At 68.2% G+C, this 21496-nt stretch carries 9 protein-coding genes (1 of these 9 cut by a window edge); 6 read left to right on the top strand and 3 right to left on the bottom strand.

Features of this window, described 5'->3' with window-relative positions:
• Nucleotides 1–17: 17 nt before the first annotated feature.
• The gene (locus RHA1_RS29865; RefSeq protein WP_011598140.1) at nt 18–1550 is read right to left on the bottom strand and encodes an aldehyde dehydrogenase family protein; all 1533 of its coding nucleotides are present in this window, start codon (nt 1548–1550) and stop codon (nt 18–20) included.
• A 155-nt stretch (nt 1551–1705) separates the two neighbouring features.
• On the opposite strand from RHA1_RS29865, the gene RHA1_RS29860 reads away from it, so the two are divergent.
• Nucleotides 1706–2848, top strand: a complete 1143-nt coding sequence (locus tag RHA1_RS29860; protein WP_011598139.1) for an acyl-CoA dehydrogenase family protein — start codon at nt 1706–1708, stop codon at nt 2846–2848.
• Between the two features lie 47 nt (nt 2849–2895).
• A complete protein-coding gene (locus RHA1_RS29855; RefSeq protein ID WP_011598138.1) occupies nt 2896–3591 on the top strand; it encodes a GntR family transcriptional regulator in 696 nt (231 codons plus the stop codon).
• Nucleotides 3592–3618: 27 nt separating this feature from the next.
• On the opposite strand, the gene RHA1_RS29850 is transcribed toward RHA1_RS29855, so the two are convergent.
• Nucleotides 3619–4554: an esterase/lipase family protein gene (locus RHA1_RS29850; RefSeq protein ID WP_011598137.1), complete on the bottom strand. Its 936-nt coding sequence runs from the start codon at nt 4552–4554 to the stop codon at nt 3619–3621.
• 230 nt (nt 4555–4784) lie between these two features.
• Between RHA1_RS29850 and RHA1_RS29845 the strand changes: the two genes are divergently transcribed.
• From RHA1_RS29845 to RHA1_RS29830, 4 genes are read left to right on the top strand one after another with little or no spacing between them, the layout of a single operon-like run.
• Entirely contained in the window at nt 4785–5222 is a 438-nt protein-coding gene (locus RHA1_RS29845; protein ID WP_011598136.1) for a chorismate mutase family protein, read from the top strand.
• A complete protein-coding gene (pabB, locus tag RHA1_RS29840) occupies nt 5222–7294 on the top strand; it encodes an aminodeoxychorismate synthase component I (protein WP_011598135.1) in 2073 nt (690 codons plus the stop codon). The genes RHA1_RS29845 and pabB overlap by 1 nt, the downstream gene beginning before the upstream one ends.
• Nucleotides 7291–8223, top strand: coding sequence for a prephenate dehydrogenase/arogenate dehydrogenase family protein (locus RHA1_RS29835; RefSeq protein WP_011598134.1), 933 nt, complete (start codon nt 7291–7293; stop codon nt 8221–8223). Before pabB ends, RHA1_RS29835 begins: the two co-directional genes overlap by 4 nt.
• Nucleotides 8220–9179: an AurF N-oxygenase family protein gene (locus RHA1_RS29830; RefSeq protein ID WP_011598133.1), complete on the top strand. Its 960-nt coding sequence runs from the start codon at nt 8220–8222 to the stop codon at nt 9177–9179. Before RHA1_RS29835 ends, RHA1_RS29830 begins: the two co-directional genes overlap by 4 nt.
• 73 nt (nt 9180–9252) lie before the next feature.
• On the opposite strand, the gene RHA1_RS29825 is transcribed toward RHA1_RS29830, so the two are convergent.
• A protein-coding gene (locus RHA1_RS29825) for a non-ribosomal peptide synthase/polyketide synthase (RefSeq protein WP_011598132.1) crosses the window boundary here: on the bottom strand, nt 9253–21496 show its 3' end. 21533 nt of this gene lie beyond the right edge of the window; the window shows 12244 of its 33777 coding nt (coding positions 21534–33777); the start codon falls outside the window, past its right edge; its stop codon occupies nt 9253–9255.

Genomic DNA, 21496 nt, shown 5'->3' with positions numbered 1-21496 from the left:
ACCCTCCTGCCGTGTGATCAGCGTCCGTGCCGGTTCTTCAACATCCAGGCCGAGATCTTCATGTCCCGCGACTTGCGCTGCATGGTGAGCAGGTTCAGCGGAGCCGCGAACTTCTGCCTGGCGATGGATTTGACCCGGCTGAATTCACGCAGACCGTCGGCGCCGTGGATGCGGCCGAAGCCCGAATCTCCGACACCGCCGAACGGCAGCGCCGCCACACCGGCGAACCCGAGCACCGAACCGATCGTCACGACTCCGGTCCTGAGCTTCTCGGCAGCCTGCATCGCCTTCGTCGCGTCCTTGGTGAAGATGGATGCGCCGAGCCCGAACGTGGTGCCGTTGGCCTTCGTGACCGCTTCGTCGAGGCTGGCAACCTTGTTGATGACGACCGTGGGGCCGAACGTCTCTTCGCGGATCGCGGTGCTGTCCTCGGGAACGCCGGTCAGCACGATCGGCCCGACGTAGCCGTCCTTGATGGAGTCCAGTCCGCCGACCACCGCGGATCCGCCCTTGTCGAGTGCGTCCTGGACGTGGCCGCGGACGACGTCGGACTGGCCGGCCATCGTCATCGGACCGTAGGCGGCGTCCCGGGGGCCGGGGTGCAGGGCCTTCGACTTCTCGGCGACCAGTCGGACGAACTCGTCGTAGACCGAGTCGACGACATAGATGCGCTCGACGCCGGCGCACGTCTGTCCGGCGTTGCCCATCGCGCCGAACACCGCGAAGCCGGCCGCCTCGTCGAGATTCGCGTCGGCGTCGACGAGCATGGCGTCCTTGCCGCCCGCCTCGACGACGAGGGGGGTGAGCGTTTCGGCGCACGCGGCCATGACGCGCTTGCCGGTGGCGGCAGATCCGGTGAAGGCGATCTTGTCGACCCCGGCCGAGACGAGCGCCGCGCCGGTCGATCCGTCTCCGGTGACCACCTGCAGCACGGGCTGGTTGGGAACGAGCGCCTTCCACTTGTCGGCGAGCCACACCGCGACCCCGGGGGTCAGCTCGCTGGGTTTGAAGACCACGGTATTGCCTGCCGCCAGCGCATAGGAGATCGAACCCATCGGCGTGTAGACGGGGTAGTTCCACGGCCCGATGACACCGACCACACCCATCGGCTCGTATCCGACGCTGCTGGCCTGGTTCGCGCTGACCAGGCCGGACGGCACCTTGCGCCGTTTCAGGACCTTGCCCGCGTTCTTCGCGGCCCAGTCGAGGTGTTCGACGGCGAGCATCACTTCGAGGAGCGCGTCGTCGTACGGCTTACCGGTTTCGGCGGCGACGAGTGCGGCGAGCTGCTCACCGTCTCGTGCGACGGACTTCTTCCAGTCGAGAAGCCATTGCTTGCGGCCGTCGAATCCGAGAGCGTTCCACCACTGCGCGGCCGCTCGGGCCGCGTCGACGGCGTCGCGCACCTCCGGCTCCCCCTGGATCGGGTACTCGGCCAGGACGTTGCCACTGCGCGGGTCCAGGGACGCGAACGTCTTCGGCGCCTGCTCCGTCGGGGCTGCGGGCTGTTCGCCGGCCGTCGTCTCGGTCGTCTCCGCCTGCTGTGGCATGGTCTGTCCTCCCTCGAGATCACATCAAATATATGTGATGTGATGTAATGTAGTGGACATCACAGTATGCGGCAGACCCCATCGCGGCAAGCCCCGCACAGTCACTCCGGCCGACCGATTCGCCGGCCGAATCAACCATGAGGAGTCCCCCGGACATGAGCGTCGAATTCACCAGTGAACAGAAGGACTTCGCGTCGGCGATCGCCGATTTCTGCAAGCGCGAGAGCGGCACCCGCGAGCAGCGCGACAGGCTGACGAATCACGGCGAGCACAACCACAATCAGGACGTCTACGAGAAGATGGCCAAGCTGGGCTGGCTGGGCATCACCATTCCCGAGGAGTACGACGGCTCGGCCGCCAGCCACGTCGACATGTGCATCCTGCTCGAGGAGGCCGCCAAGGGCATGGCACCCATCGGCGGCATCGGTCCCACCCTGATCACGGGCGGCGCCTACGCGAAGTTCGGAACCGACGCACAGAAGAACGTCGTGCTGCGCGGCATCGTGGCAGGCCGATCACAGTCCATCTCGATGTCCGAGCCGGAAGCCGGTTCCGATGTCGGCAACCTCAGCACCCGCGCGGAGAAGACCGCCGACGGCTGGGTGATCAACGGTCAGAAGACGTGGTGCTCCAACGCGCACTTCGCCGACAACATCCTGCTCGTGGCCCGCACCGGGCGCGGCGACGGCAAGCACGAAGGCCTCACCATGTTCCACGTCCCCGCGGATACCGCCGGGCTGAAGATCAGCGGCATCGACACGATGGGCGGCAAGGAGGTCAACGATCTCTACTTCACCGATTGCGTCCTGCCCGAGGACGCGGTGGTGGGCGAGGTCGGTAACGGCTGGCGCCAGCTGATGACCGGCCTGAACTTCGAACGCCTGATCCTCGCCGCCATGATGCTCGGCACCGCGCAGCGCGCGTTCGCCGACACCCTCGACTTCGTCACCCAGCGAAAGCAGTTCGGGCGGCCCGTCGGATCGTTCCAGGCGCTGCGCCACCGCATCGCCGATCTCGCGACGGAGATCGAGTGCTGCAAGCTGCTCGTCTACAGCGTCGCCAAGGACGTCGACGCGAACCCGGACAAGATGCTGGCCCGCGAGGCGTCGATGGCCAAATTGAAGGTCACGGAGACGGCGAAGAAGGTCGCGCTCGAGGGTATGCAGATGATGGGCGGGTACGGCTACGCCACCGAGTTCGACATGGAGAAGCACGTCCGCTCCACCATCGTGTCGACCATCTACGGCGGTACCAACGAGATTCAGCGCGACATCATCGGCAAGACCTACGGCTTGTAACCATCCCCTGCGGTTTATGCTGGTTTGCCGCATCGAAGGAGTTCTCCATGGCATCGCCCTCCGTGTCACGATCCCCAGCGGGCCGCACACTGCGCCGCCGACCCCAGCTGTCGGACGACGTCGCCGTGCACGTCCGCAACCTGATCATGTCCGGGGGCGTTCGCCCGGGTGACTTCATCCGCCTCGACGAGACTGCGGCAGACCTGGGGGTCAGCGTCACACCTGTCCGTGAGGCGCTTCTGACCCTGCGGGGCGAGGGACTCGTCGAACTGGTTCCTCACCGCGGGTACGTCGTCGCACCGCTCAGCCGGGACGACATCCACGACCTCTTCTGGCTGCAGGGGCAGATCGCCGAGGAACTCGCGGTCCGCGCGACACGGTCGGCCACCCCGGAGGCCGTGGAAGAGCTGACCGCGATCAACGAGAAGCTGCGGCGCGCCGTCGAGGACGGCGACGCAGGCCGCATCGAGGATCTCGAGTTCTCGTTCCACCGGGTCATCAACCGGCTTGCCGACGCGAGCAAGCTGTCGTGGTTCCTGCTCAGCGCCACCCGCTACACCCCGGTGCAGTTCTATTCGTCCGATCCGGCTTGGGGTGAGTCGGCGGTCGACAGCCATCGCCGCCTCATCGCCGCCCTCGCCGACGGGAAGGCCGACGTGGTGGGTGCCGAGAACAAGACCCACTTCATCGACGGCGCCCAGCGACTGGTCGCGCATCTCGACGAGGTCGGCATCTGGGACTGACCGGCACTACCGGTCCCCGGCGCCGGGTCAGCACGGTGCGGGGTTGCGATCTCCGTAGGTGGGGTCCAGCGCCCGCTGGATGATGTACACGGCCCGCGCATCGGTGGTCAGCTGGCCGTGTTCGGCCGTGTTCGTCTCGCAGCCGTCCTGGAGCCAGATGTTGTGCACGACGGCCCCCGGACCAGCCGCCAGGAACGTGTTCTCCGGCGGGGTCGACACAGTATCCCTGCGGCTGGCGACCACCGTGTACTCGATGCCCGGGTCGGTGTCGCCGCCCGCGTTGAGGAGTTGGAGGAAGGGCGAGCCCACCATCTGCTGGATGTAGGACGGCCCGACCGCGACACCGGCGAGCGTCGTGACCGGCACGCCCAGTGCCTGAGCGATTGCACCGAGCGCCTGGACGTCCCCGAAGCTGGTGCCGTGGTTGGTGGCACCGAGCGTGACGAGCGAGTGCACCTTGTTCAGCGCGGGGTTCGTTGGGTCGGCGCCGCCGTCGAACCGCAGGTACTGGCGGGACACCGTGCCACCGAGCGAATGCCCGATCATGTCGACCTGCGAAGCGCCGGTGGTGGTACGGACCTGGTCGACGAATCCGGCGAGCTGCCGCGCGGACTCCGCGATGTCGGCGCCGCCGAACATGCGCATCAGGTTGCCCTCGGTCAGACCGGCAGCCTGTCCGTAGTTGAGGGCGAAGACGCAGTACCCCTCCGCCGTGAGCGCCGGGGCGAGGTCCTTCCACGTTCCCACCATGCCGGTCCAGGTGCCGTGCACCAGTACGACGGGACGCGGGTGCGCCGCGGACAGCTTACAGCTCCAGTCGTTCGCCCCCGGCAGTACCGACGGGTCGGCCGCGGGTGCGGGTTCCGCTTCCACGGGATCCGCTGCCGCTGGTGCCACACCGCAGAGCATCACGATGCCTGCCAGCGCGAACAACAGGGCCTTACCGGCCGACGATATACGCATATTCCTCGTATCCTGAGTTGACGGAAATAGACTTCAGGTTACGTTACCCAACTGTCCATCGAAGTCTCAACTTGAGATCGAGACTCTGGGGGTGATAACCCACACGATTCGTCTTCGGCTGATCACAGACAGTCCTCCCGGCCATCCGGAAGGCTCGCCGAAACGAACCACCAACGACACACGATAGTCGGGATGAGAAAGCTACTGCCAATCGAGTGAGTGGGGCGATTATGTATTTCTCCGTAGAACAGCGGAACGGCGACGATTCCGGAGAGCATTCTGACGCCTCGGCGCAGCAGGCACTCGACGGTCTGCGCGCCGAACTCGACGCAGTCGACGCGACCCTTCTCGACGCGGTCCGGCAGCGCTTGGAGGTGTGCCTGCGCATCGGCGAACTGAAGCGACGCGAGCACATCGCCATGATGCAGCCCGGCCGGATCCACATCGTCCGCGAACGGGCGCGACAGTACGCGGACAGCCACTCACTGTCCCCGGAGTTCTTCGACTCGCTTTACGACCTTCTCATCGCCGAGACCTGCAGGCTCGAGGACCTCGTGATCAACGCGGAGCCCGCCGATGAGGGCCCTCACCACAACGGACGCCACGACCACCATGACAACCACCACGTTCGTCACAGTTCCGTGCCCTCTGCGAATGTCGAGTCGTGATGAGTACCCGGACGCTCTTGGTCGACAATTACGATTCCTTCACCTACAACCTGTTCACCCTGCTGGCCGAGGTGAACGGTGAACCCCCCACAGTCGTGCACAACGATGTGGAGTGGGATTCGATCCCCTGGTCCGAGTTCGACAACATCGTCATCTCCCCCGGCCCCGGACGCCCGGAGCGGCAACGGGACTTCGGCATCAGTGCGCGCGTCATCACGGAGACCGCACTCCCCGTCCTCGGCGTGTGCCTCGGCCATCAGGGGCTGTGTCAGCTGTTCGGTGGCAGTGTGGTTCTCGCACCCGAACCGATGCACGGCCGCGTGTCCCTCGTCGAACACAACGGTTCCGAACTCTTCGCGGGCATTCCGTCACCGTTTCCGACGGTCCGCTACCACTCGCTGATCGTCGAGGATCTCCCCGACGACCTCGAGGCCACCGCCTGGACCGCCGACGGCCTGCTGATGGGTGTCCGTCACCGCACTCGTCCGCTGTGGGGCGTCCAGTTCCACCCCGAGTCGATCAGCACCGCCTTCGGTCACGAACTGCTCGCGAACTTCCGCGATCTCACGCAGACGCATTCCGGGACATCCACGCATGGTTCCATGCTCAGAATCCCGATTCCCCACGCGCCGTACGTGGTCCAGCAGGTGCGCGTCGACCACGAAGTCGATCCCCGCACCACGTTCGAGGATCTCTTCGCGTCCGGGCCCAACGCGTTCTGGCTGGACGGGACGTCGGCATCGGAACCGAATTCGCGGTTCACCATCATGGGCAATTGTTCCGGCCCCCGCGCCGAATACATCACGTACGACGTCAGCGAAGCGATCGTCCGGATCACTCGCGAGGGGTTGCCGGTCGAACAGGTACATGCACCGTTCTTCGACTACCTCGAGCGGCAACTGCAGGCCCGGTCGGTGCCCGGCCTCCCGGGGGTGCCGTTCGGCCTCGGCTACGTGGGGTACCTCGGCTACGAACTGAAGGCCGAGACCGGCGGCACGGCGGCCCACAAGTCGCCCACCCCGGACGCCGCGCTGGTGTTCGCGGACCGCGCTGTCGTCATCGACCATTCCGGCGAGCGCACCTACGCGCTGTGCCTGAGCGATCACCAGGACGATCCGGAGTTGCGCCGCTGGCTCGACGAGATGGAGGTGGCGCTGCATCGGCTGGCCGAGCCGGACAACCCGCCGACCGCGGTGTCGCCGATCCGGAAGCCGGAGTCCGCCGAACTCGCCCTGCGCCACGATCACGACAAGTACCTCGAACACATCGGGACCTCGCTCGGCGAGATCCGGACCGGCGAGTCCTACGAGGTGTGCCTGACCAACATGGCGACGGTGGACCAGTCGATCGATCCCCTGCACACGTTCGAGTTGCTGCGCTCCATCAGCCCCACCCCGTACAGCGCGTACCTCCAGTTCGCCGGTCTGTCGGTTCTCAGCGCCTCCCCCGAACGGTTCCTCAGGATCGGCGCGGACCGGGTGGTGGAGTCCAAACCCATCAAGGGGACGCGTCCGCGCGGCGCGACCCCCGCCAAGGACGCGGCACTGCGGCAGGACCTGCTCGACAGCGAGAAGGACCGCGCCGAGAACCTGATGATCGTCGACCTGACGCGCAACGATCTGGCCCGGGTGTGCGTTCCCGGATCGGTGCACGTTCCCAAGCTCTTCGACGTCGAGACGTACGCGGCCGTGCATCAACTCGTGTCGACCGTGCGCGGGACGCTCAGCGCCGACGCCTCCGTCGTCGAGTGCGTTCGCGCCGCCTTCCCGGGCGGATCGATGACGGGCGCCCCGAAGATCCGGACCATGGAGATCATCGACCGGCTCGAGTCCGGGCCTCGCGGTGTGTATTCCGGGTCGATCGGCTACTTCTCACTGACGGGGACGGCCGACCTGTCGATCGTCATCCGCACGATCGTCGCCACGGAAACCGAGGTGACGTTCGGCATCGGCGGCGCGATCACCGCCCTCTCCGACCCGGAGGAGGAGTTCGACGAGGCGATGGTCAAGGCCGCCACCATGTTGCGGGCACTGACCGTGACGGCAGACCGGCCGAACGAGATCGGGCCGTGAACGTCCCGGCCGCATCCACCCGGACCGTCGCGCTGATCGGCGGTTCCGGCGATGTCGGCCGGATGCTGGCGGCTCGGCTGCGCGCTGACGGAAACACGGTGCGCACCATCGACATCCGCTTCACCGACCGGTCCGACCCGGATCAGGTGAAGGGGGACGTCACCGACCCGTCGCCGGAGCTGCGGGCGGTGGTGCACGCCGCCGATGCGGTAATCCTCGCGATCCCCGAAAGCGTCGCTCTGGAGGCGATTCCGTTCGTCGTCGCGGAATTGCCCGAACACGCCCTGCTGGTCGACACGCTGTCCGTGAAGTCCCGATTCGACGCCGCCCTGCGTGACAGCGCGTTGCGCAACGGCGCGGTGGGCATCAACCCGATGTTTGCGCCTTCCCTCGGGCCGGACGGCCGCCCCGTCGCGGCGGTGACCTACCGGGACAGCGGTGAGGTCGAGTGGTTCCTGTCGGTGCTGTCCGGCTGGGGGTCGTCGGTGGTCCGCCTGGACGCCGAACACCACGACCGGCTCACGGCAGCGACCCAGGCACTGACCCACGCCGGCGTCCTCGCGTTCGGCCTCGCGCTCGCGGACCTCGGTGTCGACGGCGCCGAACTCACCGCGGTGGCAACCCCTCCCCACCTCGTGTCGCTCGCGCTCCTCGCGCGGGTCGGCGGAGGTGTCCCGGAGGTCTACCGGGACATCCAGGCGGGCAATCCCTTCGCGGGCGAGGCCCGCCGCGCGCTCGCCGCGGCGCTGACCACTCTCACGGAAACCGTCGAGCAGGGCTCGGAGGATGATTTCGCCACGCTCATGTCCCGCTCGACGTCGACGCTCGGCGGCCGGAGCGAACCCCTCGCCCGGCTGTGCGCCGACCTCTTCACCGATCTCGTTCGCAGACAGCCGCAGTCGTGGGACAGGAATGGAGATTCGTCATGACGCCCCAGAAGACTCCTTCGCTCCCGGAGTACGACCCGTCTGATCCGGTGGAGAGCGCCGTCGTGTCCCGACTCGCCCGGAACTGGGGACAGCGGGCGACCGTGAAGAAGCCGGAACCGGACCTCGACGCGCTGTTCGATCTCGACAAGCAGGACTACCCGAACGACTTGCTGCCCTTCGCCGATCACGATCGGTTCCTCGGCATGCGCGAGGAGCAACGGAACCAGCTCCGGGCGTGGGCCTGGATCGCTTTCAACAAGAACGTCATGGACATCGAGCAGTACGTGGTCAATCCCGGGTTCGACCTCGTCGCGCACGACGCCCTGGACACCGGGCTCGGCGACACGTTCGCCGTGGCCGTCCACCAGGCGATGGTCGACGAGCAGTACCACACCCTCATGCACCTGAACGCGAGCGCGGTCACGCGCAGGCAACGCGGTTGGGCCATGCCGAACAACGCCCTTCCCGACGTCCTGACGTTGCGCCGTCAACGCGCGGCGACCGCCGATGCCGCCGACCCGAGGAAGCGGGCGATCACCACGTTCGCCTTCATGACGGTGGCGGAGATCTCGATCAGCTCCTACCTCGACCTGATCTCCGAGAACGACGTCATCCAGCCGGTCAACCGGGCGACGGTCCGCCTCCACAACCGCGACGAGTACTGTCACGCCTCGATCGCCGACGACATCGCGGGCGTCGTCTACGACACGCTGAGCCCCCACGACCGCCGCCACTTCCTGGACGGGCTCGTCGACGCGATGACGGCATTCAGCAGCAACGACTACTCGACGTGGCACACCATCGTCGACATCCTGGACCTGGACGGCGGCCAGGCGATGATCGACGACGCCGAACACGACACCCGCCGATCCGCACTGGTCCAGGATTTCAGTGGGATCCACAAGCTGTGCAAGCACCTCGGCGTCGCGGGCGAGATGTCCTTCGAGTGGGCCTGACTCCACGGCGACGGAAACAGACGGGGCCACGTGGTGGGAAGGCTCGGAGCCTCCCCACCACGGGCCGCGGAGATCAGCGCCCGGATCGCTCCTCGGCCTGAGCCACGAGCGCGGTGAGCGCGTCCACCCAGAACTCCCCGAACCGATCCACTTCCGGCGCCGAGATGATGTCAGGCGGGAACGACATGAACGCCGACAACTGCAGGCCCTCCGCGGTTTCCGAAACCACCGACTGGATATCGAGAACGGCCTGGGCAGGCATCGCGCTGTTCTCGTATCCGCCTGAGATGGAGGATTCGAAATCGGGCAGCCAGTCGAGTCCGCGTACCGCCTCGGGAACCTCGGCCGCGCTGACGCGTCCGATGTAGTTGAACACGATCTGCGGTTCCGACCAGTTCCTCATGACCGCCGACGTGTCGGGGTTCAGGTACCGGAGCAGCCCGTACCCGATTCCCCGGTCCGGGATCGCGCTCAGCTGATCCCGTACGGCGCGCACGGCGTCCGCCGCGCCCGCGCCACCCCGCAGGGCATCGGCGATGTCGACCCCGGCGAGGTCGAGACGTGCCGGGTACATCGTGGTGAACCAGCCGACCGTCCGCGACAGATCCGCACCCGGCACCGTGGACTCTTCACGTCCGTGGCCCTCGAGGGTGACGACCGTCGACGAAGCCTCGACTCCGCGGTCGCGCCGCCATGCGGTCACTGCCAACGCGAGGGCTGCCGCGAGGACGTCGCCGATCTCACCGTCGAGCGAACCCGGCGTGCCACCCAGCAATGCCTCGGTGACCGGTGCCGGAACATCCACCCGGGTCCGCTCCAGCGTGCTCACCAGATCGGTTCCCAGGTCCAGCTCACGCGATCCGAGCAGCGGATCCGGGCCGGTCAGCATGTGTTCCCACACCTCGAGTTCGGCCACCCGCTCCGGCTTGACCGCCGCCTCGAGCAGACCGTCGGTCCAGCGCCGCAGCGACGTTCCGACCGGCTCGAGTGACGGCGACGTGCCGGCGGCGATCTGCGCGCCCGCGGTCGCGAAGTCCGGCACGAGGATCCGCCACGACACGGAGTCGATGACGAGGTGGTGCGGCACCACGAGGAGCCGTCCGCGCCGATCCGACTCGGCGGGGTCGAACCAGACGAACTGGAGCATCGACCCGGTGCGCGGGTCGAGGCGATCCAGCGCCGCGTCGAACGCCGCACTCGCCACCGCGTCGAATTCCGGCGAACCGGGCTCGTCGCCGGCCGCGATCGCCACCCGCTGCACGGTGGCGTCGATGTCGACGCTGCCCGCGGGTGCGATCTCGAGCGCGTCCCCTACGCCGGACGTGACCAGGGTCGACCGCAGCACGTCGTGCTTGTCGACCACGGCGGCGATCGTCGCGATCACCTGCTCGCGTTCGATCCCGGCGGGCAGGGTGAGCAACAGCGGCATGACGAACCGGTCGAAGTCGCCGCCGCGCTCGACCATCTTGCGGGCAACTGGGGTGAGCGGCACCGTTCCGACGCCACCACTCTCGTACTCCTGCAATGCGGCCGCCGCGGACTCGCCCGAGTCGGCCACCGCGGCCAGCTCGGCAACGGTGCGCCGCTCGAACACATCTCGCGCGGTGAAGTGGATACCGGCCGAACGTGCCCGCGCCACCAACTGGATCGACACGATGCTGTCGCCGCCGAGCTCGAAGAACGAGTCGTCGATTCCGACGCTCTCCCGGCCGAGCAGTTCACCGAACACGGTCGCGAGTGCACGCTCGGTGTCGGTGCTCGGCGCCCGGAACTCGGCCGCCGACGCGAAGTCCGGCACCGGCAGTGCGCGCCGGTCGAGCTTGCCGCTGGTACCCAACGGCAGTTCGGCGAGAACCATCAGGGAATCCGGAATCATGTACTCGGGCAGCGATTCCGCGACGAACCCGTTCAGCGCCGCCGCGTCGAGAGCGGCATCCGGCTTCGGCACGACGTAGGCGACGAGCCGCGCACCCACCTCGCTGTTGTGGACGATCACGGCCGCCTGCGCCACGTCGCGGTACCGGACGAACGCCTCCTCGACCTCGCCGAGCTCGATACGCAGTCCGCGCACCTTCACCTGGAAGTCGGTGCGGCCCACGAACTCGAGGACGCCGTTCTCGTTCCACCGGACGAGGTCGCCGGTGCGGTACATCCGCGCCCCCGAATCGTCGAACGGGTTCGCGACGAACCGTTCCGCACTCAGTGCGGAACTGTTGACGTATCCGCGAGCGAGTTGCGCGCCGTCGAGGTACAGCTCACCGGGAACACCGATCGGCGCCGGGTTCAGATGAGCGTCGAGCACGTAGGCCCGCGTGTTCCAGGCCGGCGAACCGATCGGCGCGATCGTCGCCGTTCCCGACGGCTCCACCACGTGGGCCGTCGAGTTGATGGTCACCTCGGTCGGGCCGTACAGGTTCACCAATTCCGCGGAACCGAGACCGGCGACCCGCTCGGCAGCCGACTGCGGCAGCGGCTCACCGCCCGCGAAGACCAGGCGCAGCGAACCACTCCGGTCGGCCGTCGCGGCGTCGAGGAACATGGTCAGCACGGACGGGACGAACTGGATCACCGTCACCGCTTCCGTGCCCACGGTCGCTGCCATGTACTCGGGGTCGCGGTGACCGTCCGGCGACGCGATCACGAGAGTGCCACCGACCACCAACGGCAGGAACAGCTCCCACACCGAGGCGTCGAACGTGAACGGTGTCTTCTGCAGCACCACGTCCTGCGCGCCGATGCCGTAGACGTCCCGCATCCACGCCAGCTGGTTGGCCAGCGCCGCGTGCGGAATCGCCACGCCCTTCGGACGTCCCGTCGAACCCGACGTGTACAGCGCGTAGGCCAGGTTGTCCGGGCGCAACTCGGCGAGCCGCTCGGAATCCTCGACCGGGCCGGCCGCGTACTCGGACAGGTCGAAGTCCTCGACCAGGTACACCGGCACGTCCACATCGAGATTCGCGATGTCGTCGGCCAGGCTCAGCACACACGTCGGCATGGCACTGTCCACGACGTACGAGGTGCGGTCCGCCGGGTGCTCCGGCTCGATCGGCACGTACGCACCGCCCGCCGCGTGGACGGCGTAGAGGCTGATCACCATGTCGAGCGAGCGTCGCATCGCGATGCCCACCACCGAGTCCGGCCCCACACCCATCGACATCAGATGCCGCGCCAGACGATTCACCCGCGCGTCGAACTCCGCGTAGGTGAGCCGGACGTGGTCCGCCACCACCGCCGTTCGATCCGGCGTGCGGGCGACCTGGGCGCCGAACATCGACACCACGGATTCGTCGGCGACGTCGTGCCCCGAGTCGTTCCACCCGGACAGGACGAGTTCGCGTTCGTCGCCGGTCAGCAGGTCGAGATCGCCCACCAGCGTGGAACTGCCTGCCGCGATGGTCTGCAGGATCCGGTTCAGCCGGGACCCGAGCCGCTCGACGGTGTCGGCGCCGAACACGTCCGGGAGGTACTTCAGGACCAGTTGCAGCTCGCTGTCCGACTGGGCCAGCAGGCTCAGCGGGTAGTGCGAGGCGTCGCTGATCTGCACCCCGGCGACCCGGAGACCGTCGATGTCGCTGTCCTCGGTGAGCCCTGCGCGGTCCACCGGGTACGACTCGAACACCGTCAACGTGTCGAACAGCCCACCGATTCCGGCGATCTGCTGGATCTCCGGAAGACCGATGTGATGGTGGTCGAACAGCGTCGACTGTTCCGCCTGCAGCCGCTCGAGTAGTCCGAGGAGCGACTCACGGGGATCGATACGCACGCGGATCGGGATGGTGTTGATGAACAGGCCCACCATCGACTCGATGCCTGCGACCTCCGGGGGACGACCCGACACGGTGGCGCCGAAGACGACGTCGTCCGAGGCCGTCATGCGGGCCAGCAGCAGACCCCACGCCGCCTGGACGATCGTGTTCATCGTCAGGCCGCGGTCCCGGGCGATGCGCGCCAGGTTCTCGCTCACCACCTCACCGAGGTGCAGCGCGAACTCGGCCGGCTCGGGTCGGTCCTCGCTGCTCGGCGCCGGGGCCAGCACGGTTGGACCGTCCAGTCCCGCCAGTGCGTGCGCCCACGCGCTGCGCGATGCGTCGGTGTCGCGTTCGGACAGCCAGCCGAGGAAGTCTCGGTAGCCACGCACGCGCGGCAGCACCGAACCGTCTCCGCGGGTGGCGTACAGCACCAGCAGGTCCTTCATCAGCAACGGCATCGACCATCCGTCGAGCAGGATGTGGTGGTTGCTGATGGAGAACCGGTAGCTGTTCTCGCCCGTGCGGATCAGCAGGAACCGCATCAGGGGCGGACGACTCATGTCGAACCGCGCCGAACGATGCTCGCTCAGAACGGAACTCATCCGCTCCTCGCGTTCGGCCCCGGACAGACCGGAGAGGTCGAGCTCTTCCCACGGCAGTGCGACGCGGTCGACGACCACCTGGACCGCGGTTCCCGAATCGTCGGGGACGAACGCCGTGCGCAGGTTCGCGTGCCGTGCGATCAACGCCTCCGCCGCGCCGCGGAGCCGGCCGGTGTCGACGATGCCCTGGAAGTCCAGCACCACCTGAGCGGTGTAGACGTCGACCGCGTCCTCGGCGAGAACGGAATGGAAGAACATTCCGGACTGCAGAGGGGCGAGCGGCCACACGTCGGTTGCGTCGGGGTAGCGCCGCTCGAGCGCCTCGAGGTCGTCCTGCGTCACGGACACCAGCGGAACGTCGGACGGCGTGAGACCGCCGCCGTTCGGTCCGGAGGCGTGCTCGGCCAGCGCGGTCGCCGCGGCGTGCCACAGTTCGGCGAGCTCCCACACGTCCGCCTCGTCGAGAATCTCGGTGGCGAACGCGATCTTGGCTTCGATCTGGGGACCGGACGCCGTCTCCGACGTCACCGCGTTGATGCTGAGTACCGCGGGTGCCACCATGTCGTCGTCCATGGCACCGCCGAACTCACCCGAATCGCTGTCGGGGATCCAGCCGAGATCCCGGATCTCGGCGGGCAGATCCACCGAGCCCGCGCGACCGAGGTAGTTGAACCCGATCTGCGGAGTCGGCAACGATGCCAGAGCCGCAGCGGTCTCCTCGTTCAGGTAGCGAAGCAGCCCGTAGCCGATGCCCTTGTCGGGCACGGCAAGCAACTGTTCCTTGACAGCCTTCAGCGCCGCGCCTGTCGACGTCCCGCCGTCGAACGCGTCGTCGAGATCGGCCCGGGAGACGTCCAGCCGCACCGGGTACAGGCTCGTGAACCAGCCCACCGTGCGGGAGAGGTCGGCACCGGGCACGGTCGCCTCTTCCCTGCCGTGTCCCTCGAGGTTGATCAGCACCGAGCGATCCTCGGTCCCGTTGCGGAGTCCACGCCAGCGCGCGACCGCGAGAGCGAGAGCCGCGAGCAGGCCGTCGTTGACACCGCCGTTCACGGACTGCGGGATCGTGGTGAGCAGCGCCTGCGTCACCTGCGTCGAGAACGTCATGCTCAGGCGGTCGGTCCGGGCGATCACGTCGCGTGCGGGATCGAATGCACGCTTTCCGATCAGCGGGTCCGTGCCCGCGAGCATCCCGCGCCAGAAGTCGAGTTCCGCCACGCGGTGCGGCGACTTCGCCTCCTCGACGAGACCGTGCGCCCACGCACGGACCGACGAGCCGACCGGTTCGAGCTGCGCCGGCTGTCCCGCCGTGACCTGCGAACCCGCGGTCGCGAAGTCCGGCAACAGCACTCGCCAGGACACACCGTCGACGACGAGGTGATGCGCGAGCACCAGCAGGCGGCCGCTCTGCCCCGGCAACGACGCCGCGGGAGCGAACCACACGAACTGCGTCATCCGGCCCGACGCCGGATCCAGCCGCTCCGCCGCGCGGTCGAGAGCCGCGCGTGCCAGCCTCTCGAATCCGTCCGTTCCCGGCTTGTCGGTGAACTCGATCCGCTCGATCAGGTCGTCCGCACCGAACGCTTCTTCGGTGGAGAGAGCCTCGAACGCCCAGTCGTCCCCGGCCCGGGTGAGCCGGGATCGGAGAATGTCGTGGCGTTCCAGGACAGCATCCACCGTGGCCACCAACTGATCCCGCGTGACCGCGGGCGGGGTGGTCAGCAGAACCGCCTGCGAGAACTTCTCGAAGGTCCCTGCCGTCTCCACCAGCCAGTGCGCGATGGGCGTGAGCGGAATCGATCCGACGCCGCCGCCCGGCAGCTCCTCGAGCTTCACCGACTCGACGTCGGTGGCCCAGGCGGCCACGTCGGCCAGCGCCGAGACGGTCTTGCGCTCGAAGACGTCCCGAGCCGTGAACAGCACCCCGGCGTTCTTCGCGCGGGTCGTCAGCTGGATGGACACGATGCTGTCGCCGCCGAGGGCGAAGAACGAGTCGTCGACGCTGACGCGGTCGACACCGAGCACCTGCGCGAAGACGTCGGCGATGGCCTTCTCCATCGGCGTCGACGGCGCGCAGTACTCACTGGCGGCCGACACGAACTGAGGTTCGGGAAGCGCCTTCCGGTCGAGCTTTCCGGCGGGCGTCAGCGGCACCGAGTCGATCGCCATGATCGACGACGGCACCATGTACCCGGGCAGGGTCTCGGACACGAACGCCGACAGTTCCGCGACGTCGATCGACGCGCCGGCAGCGGGCATCACGTACGACACCAGCACGGTCTGACCGGTCAACTCGCGGTGGTGGCCCAGCGTGACCGCGAAGTCCACGCTCGGGTGGCTGCCGAGTTCGGCGTCGATCTCACCGAGCTCGATGCGGAACCCGCGGACCTTCACCTGGAAGTCCGACCGGCCGACGTAGTCGAGGACGAGGTCGCCGGTCTCCCCGTCGTGCACCCAGCGGACAACGTCGCCGGTGCGGTAGAGCCGCTCACCGGGACCGCCGAACGGGTTGGCGACGAATCGCTCCGCCGTCAGGGCGAACCGGTTGTGATAGCCGCGTGCCACGCTCGGACCCGCCACGTACAGCTCACCCGCGACCCCCACCGGGACGGGCGTGAGCCGCGAGTCGAGCACGACCACGTCGACGCCCCGGGTGGGACCACCGATGGTGACGGGCTGATCCGCCTTCATCGGGTTGCTCGACGTGCTCCAGATCGTCGCCTCGGACGGGCCGTAGAGGTTGAACATGCGCCGGCCCGGCGCCCACTTCTGCATGAGTTCCGGCGGGCAGGCCTCACCGGCCACCGACAGCACCTCGATGCCGTCCAACCCGGCCGGGTCGACCGTGGTCAGAGCCGCGGGCGTGATGAACGCGTGCGTGACCTTCTGCTTCTTCAGCAACCGGGCGAGTTCGTCGCCGCCGTAGACCACGCCGGACGCGATGACCATCGTCGACGCGGCGGCCACGGCGTGCAGCAGTTCGAACACGGACGCGTCGAAGCTCGGCGAGGCGAAGTGCAGCACCCGCGACTGCGGAGTGAGGCGGAGTCGCTCGACCTGCTCGGTCGTGACGTTCGCCAGCCCGGTGTGGGTGACGACGACGCCCTTGGGCAGACCCGTCGACCCCGACGTGTAGATGACGTACGCCGCATCGTCGACCCGTGTCGGACGGATGCGGTCGGCGTCGGTGACGGCCTCGGACGACACGGACGCGCAGTCGCCGTCCATCTCGTCCTCACCGAGCACCAGCCAGCGCACGGTGTCCGGCAGCTCGCCGACGTGGGCGCCGGTGGTGAGACCGACCTCCACGCGGGAGTCCGTGACCATGTGCAGGATCCGCTCGAACGGGTAGCTCGGATCGACGGGCACGAATGCGGCGCCGGTCTTCGCGACCGCCCAGATGGAGAGGATGGATTCGACGGAACGCGTCAGCGCCAGTGCGACGAAGTCGTCGGCCCCGATGCCCCTGCCGATCATGACGCGGGCGAGACGGTTCGAGCGCTCGTCGAGCTCGCGGTAGGTGACCTGTTCGTCGCCGCACACGACGGCGACGGCATCGGGGTCCACCGCGGCGGCGGTGGCCAGGATGCTCGACAGGAGCTCGGGTGCGGCGCTGTCGGCGCCGCGCACGGGTGCCAGCACCGCGTGCTCGTTCTCGCTCAGGACGTCGATGTCCCCGATCAGCACGGAGGCGTCGGTAGTGATCGCCTCGAGGATGCGCTGGAAACGGAACGCGAACGACGCGATCGTGCGTTCGTCGAACAGATCCGTCGCGTAGGTGAAGACGCCCCGCATGGGCGCGTCCCCGTCCGTGCCGGCTGCGTCCGCGAGCGTGAGCTGCAGATCGAACTTCGCGGCGCTGATCCCACCGTCGAGTCCCTCGACCGTCAGACCGGGCAGCTCCAGGTGCGCCTGCTCGATGTTCTGGAAAGCGAGGGCCACCTGGAAGAGCGGCGAGAACGCCGTGGAGCGTTCCGGCTGGAGGATCTCGACCAGCCGCTCGAACGGCACGTCGGTGTGCGTGAACGCACCGAGGTCGTGCTGACGCACCTGCGCGAGGAGGTCGGCGAACGTCTTGTCGACGTCGACCTGCGCGCGCAACACCAGCGTGTTGACGAACATGCCCACGAGGTCGTCGAGCGCGGCCTCGCCGCGGCCCTCGATCGCGGTCCCCACCGCGATGTCGTCCGTGGCGCTCAGCCGAGCGAGCAGCACCGACAGTGCCGCGTGCGCGACCATGAACAGCGACGCGTTGTGCTCACGCGCCAGCGCCCCGAGCCGGTCGCGCAGTTCCGCGTCGATCTCGAAGTCGAAGTTCGCGCCGCGCATCGACTGCGCGGGCGGCCGCGGCCGGTCCGTCGGCAACGGCAGCACGTCCGGCAGACCGCTGAGCGTGGTCCGCCAGTAGTCGATCTGCTTGGTGGCCAGCGAATCCGACGCGTTCTCGTCGCCGAGCAACTCGTGCTGCCAGAGCGAGAAGTCCGCGTACTGGACGTCGAGCGGAGCCCAGGCAGGTTCGGAACCGGCCGCGCGTGCGCTGTAGGCGATCACCACGTCGCGCGCCAGCGGTGCCGTCGAGGCACCGTCGGAGGAGATGTGGTGGACCACGATGACCAGCACGTGCTGCTCGGCGTCGATCCGCAGGAGACGCGCGCGGACCGGGACGGTCTTCGCGACGTCGAAACCGGCGGTGACGAGGGAGATCACGCGCTCACGCAGGGCGTTCTCGTCTGCGACGTTCTCCACGTCCAGTGAGGTGAAACTCCGGGTCCGCGACAGCACGACCTGGCCCGGACCGTCTCCGGTGTCGGGGTACGTCGTGCGCAGCGTCTCGTGCCGTTCGACGACGTCGCCGAGTGCCTGTTCGAGCGCCGAGACGTCGAGGTGGCCCGTCAGCCTGATCGCCAGCGGAATGTTGTACGCCGCCGACGCCGTGTCGAACTGGTTGATGAACCACATGCGGGACTGCGCCGGGGACAGCGGAATCCGGGCCGGACGCGGCTGCGGCACCAGGGCCGGGCGGTTCGCGCCCGCCGAATCGGACTGCTCGGCGCGAGCCGACAGCGCGATCACCGTCGGAGCCTCGAACAGTTCGCGCACACCGATCGACGTGTCGAGCGCGGCGTTGACGCGGGCGACCACGCGCGTCGCGACCAGTGAGTTGCCGCCGAGGTCGAAGAAGCTCGTGTCCACGCTGACCCGCTCGTGACCGAGCACGTCCGCGAAGACTCCCGCGACGATCTCCTCGACGGGCGTACGCGGAGCCTTGTAATGGTCCACGGCGCCACCGAACTCGGGTTCGGGGAGCGCCTTGCGATCGAGCTTGCCGTTGATGTTCAGCGGCAGCACGTCGAGGGCGATCAGCGCGGACGGCACCATGTATCCCGGCACCGACCGGCCGGCGAACGTGAGAACGTCGGCGTCGTCGACGGAGACGCCCTGCTCCGGCACCACGTAGCCGACGAGCCGGTCCCCGGTGTGACGGTCGTGGTGGACGACGACGACGGCCTGCGCCACCGACGGGTGCGCCACGAGTGCCCGCTCGATCTCGCCGAGTTCGATCCGGAAACCGCGGACCTTGACCTGGAAGTCGCTCCGGCCGACGTAGTCGAGGTTGCCGTCGCGGTTCCATCGCACCAGGTCACCGGTGCGGTACATCCGGTGTCCGGCGTCGCCGAACGGGTTGGCGACGAACCGTTCCGCGGTGAGGTCGTGGCGGCCGAAGTAACCGCGCGCCAACTGCTCGCCCGCGAGATAGAGCTCACCAGTGACGCCGGCGGGAACCGGGTGCAGACGCGCATCGAGAACGTACGTCTGCGTGTTCCATTCGGGCCTGCCGATCGGGACCGAACCGTCGCGCTCGTCGCCGCACCGGTAGTGGGTGACGCTGACGGCGGCCTCGGTGGGGCCGTACAGGTTGAAGATCTCCGCGTCGGAGACGTCGCGGAAGCGGAGCATCGTGTCGGCGGGCAGTGCCTCACCAATGCAGAGCACACGTGTCAACGACACCAGCTGGGCAGGTTCCGCAACCGCGACGAACGCCGACAGCAGCGAAGGCACGAAGTGGACCGTCGAGACCTGCTGCTCCGCAACGAGTGCGGCCAGGTACGACGGGTCGCGGTGGCCGTCCGGTGTGGCGACGACCAGACGTGCGCCCGCGGTCAGCGCCCACCAGAACTCCCACACCGACAGGTCGAACGTCGCCGCCGTCTTGAGCAACACCGAGTCTTCGGCGGTGAGCGGGTATTCCGACTGCTTCCACCGCAACTGGTTCGCGATCGCACGGTGCGCGATCGCCACACCCTTCGGGCGGCCGGTCGAGCCGGACGTGTAGATCACGTACGCGGCGTTCTCCGGCCGCAGCGGCGTGATCCGCTCCGCGTCGGTGAGCGGGGACGGGTCGATTCCGCCCAGATCCAGTTCGTCGAGGAGGAGGTAGTCGACCTCGCCCGGCAGTCCCCCGACGACGGCGCGGGTCGCCAGGACGCAGACGGGTTGTGCGCTCTCCAGCACGTACGCGGTGCGCTCGGCCGGATGGTCCGGGTCGATCGGCAGGTACGCACCGCCGGCCGCGGCGATCGCGTACATGCCGACCAGCAGTTCCACCGAACGCGGAATCGCGAGGCCGACCACGGTTTCCGGGCCGACCCCGCGGCCGACGAGGTGCCGGGCCAACCGGTTGACCCTCGCCGAGAAGTCGGCGTACGTCAGCGACTCGCCCTCGAACACGAGAGCGGTGACGTCGGGGTTCTCCGCGGCGGCGGACGCGAACATGTCCGCGAGCGTCGTCTCCGGCAGGGCCCGCTCCGTGTCGTTCCATCCGGACACCACGAGCGCACGCTCGTCGCTGCCTGCGAGCGGCAGGTCACCGACCGCGGTCCGCGGAGAGTCCACCGCGGCGGCCAGGACGCGGCGGAACATGTCCGCGAAACGCTTGACGGTGGCGGCGTCGAACAGGTCGGTCGCGAACGTGAACACGCCCGACATCTGCTCACCCTCGGGGCTGTCGCCCAGGATCAGATGGAGGTCGAACTGCGCGGTGTCGCCCTCGACCTCGAGCGGTGTGACGGTGAGGTCGGGCAGTTCCAGCTCGGCCTTCGTCGTGTTCTGGAACGAGTAGCCCACCTGGAAGATCGGGTGGTGGGCCATCGAGCGTGCCGGGTTCAGGACCTCGACCAGGCGCTCGAACGGGACGTCGGCGTGCGAGAACGCCTCGAGGTCGGCCTCCCGGGCACGATCGAGGATCTCGTCGAACGTCTGCTGCCCGTCGACCTGCACCCGCAGCGCAAGGGTGTTGACGAACATGCCGACGACGTCGTCGAGTTCGCGCTCGCCGCGGCCTGCGATCGGGGTGCCCACCGAGATGTCCTCGGTGCCGGACAACCGGCTGAGCAGCACCGCGAACGCGGCGTGCACGGCCATGAACACGCTGGCGTTGTGCCTGCGGGCCAGGGCTGCCAGACCGCGGTGCACCTCGGCGTCGATGGTGAAGTCGATCCGCGACCCGCGCAGGGACTGCACGGGCGGTCGCGGCCGGTCCACCGGCAGCTCGAGGAGATCGGGCACGCCGGCGAGCGTCTTCTTCCAGAAGGCCAGCTGGGCGGCGATCAGGCTGTCGGGGTCGTCCTCGCTGCCGAGGAGTTCACGCTGCCAGATCGCGTAATCCGCGTACTGCACCGGGAGCGGTGCGAAGCCAGGTTCCCGGCCTGCCGCCCGCGACGCATACGCCACCATGACGTCGCGCACGAACGGCGCCGTGGACTCACCGTCGGTGGACACGTGGTGCACGACGAGTGCCAGCACGTAGTCCTGCGGGCCGACCTCGAACAGTCGCGTCCGGATCGGCGGAACGTCGGCGGTGACGTCGAATCCGGCGGTGACCATCTCCACCAACTGCTCGCGCAGTTCGTCATCCGACACCGCAGCGGGCGTCAGGTCCAGCCGGACCTGGTCGGCGGGGAGGATC

Source organism: Rhodococcus jostii RHA1 (genome assembly GCF_000014565.1).
GTDB lineage: Bacteria > Actinomycetota > Actinomycetes > Mycobacteriales > Mycobacteriaceae > Rhodococcus_F > Rhodococcus_F jostii_A.
Note: the sequence above shows the minus strand (reverse complement) of the source record. Positions and strands in the feature narration are given on the sequence as shown.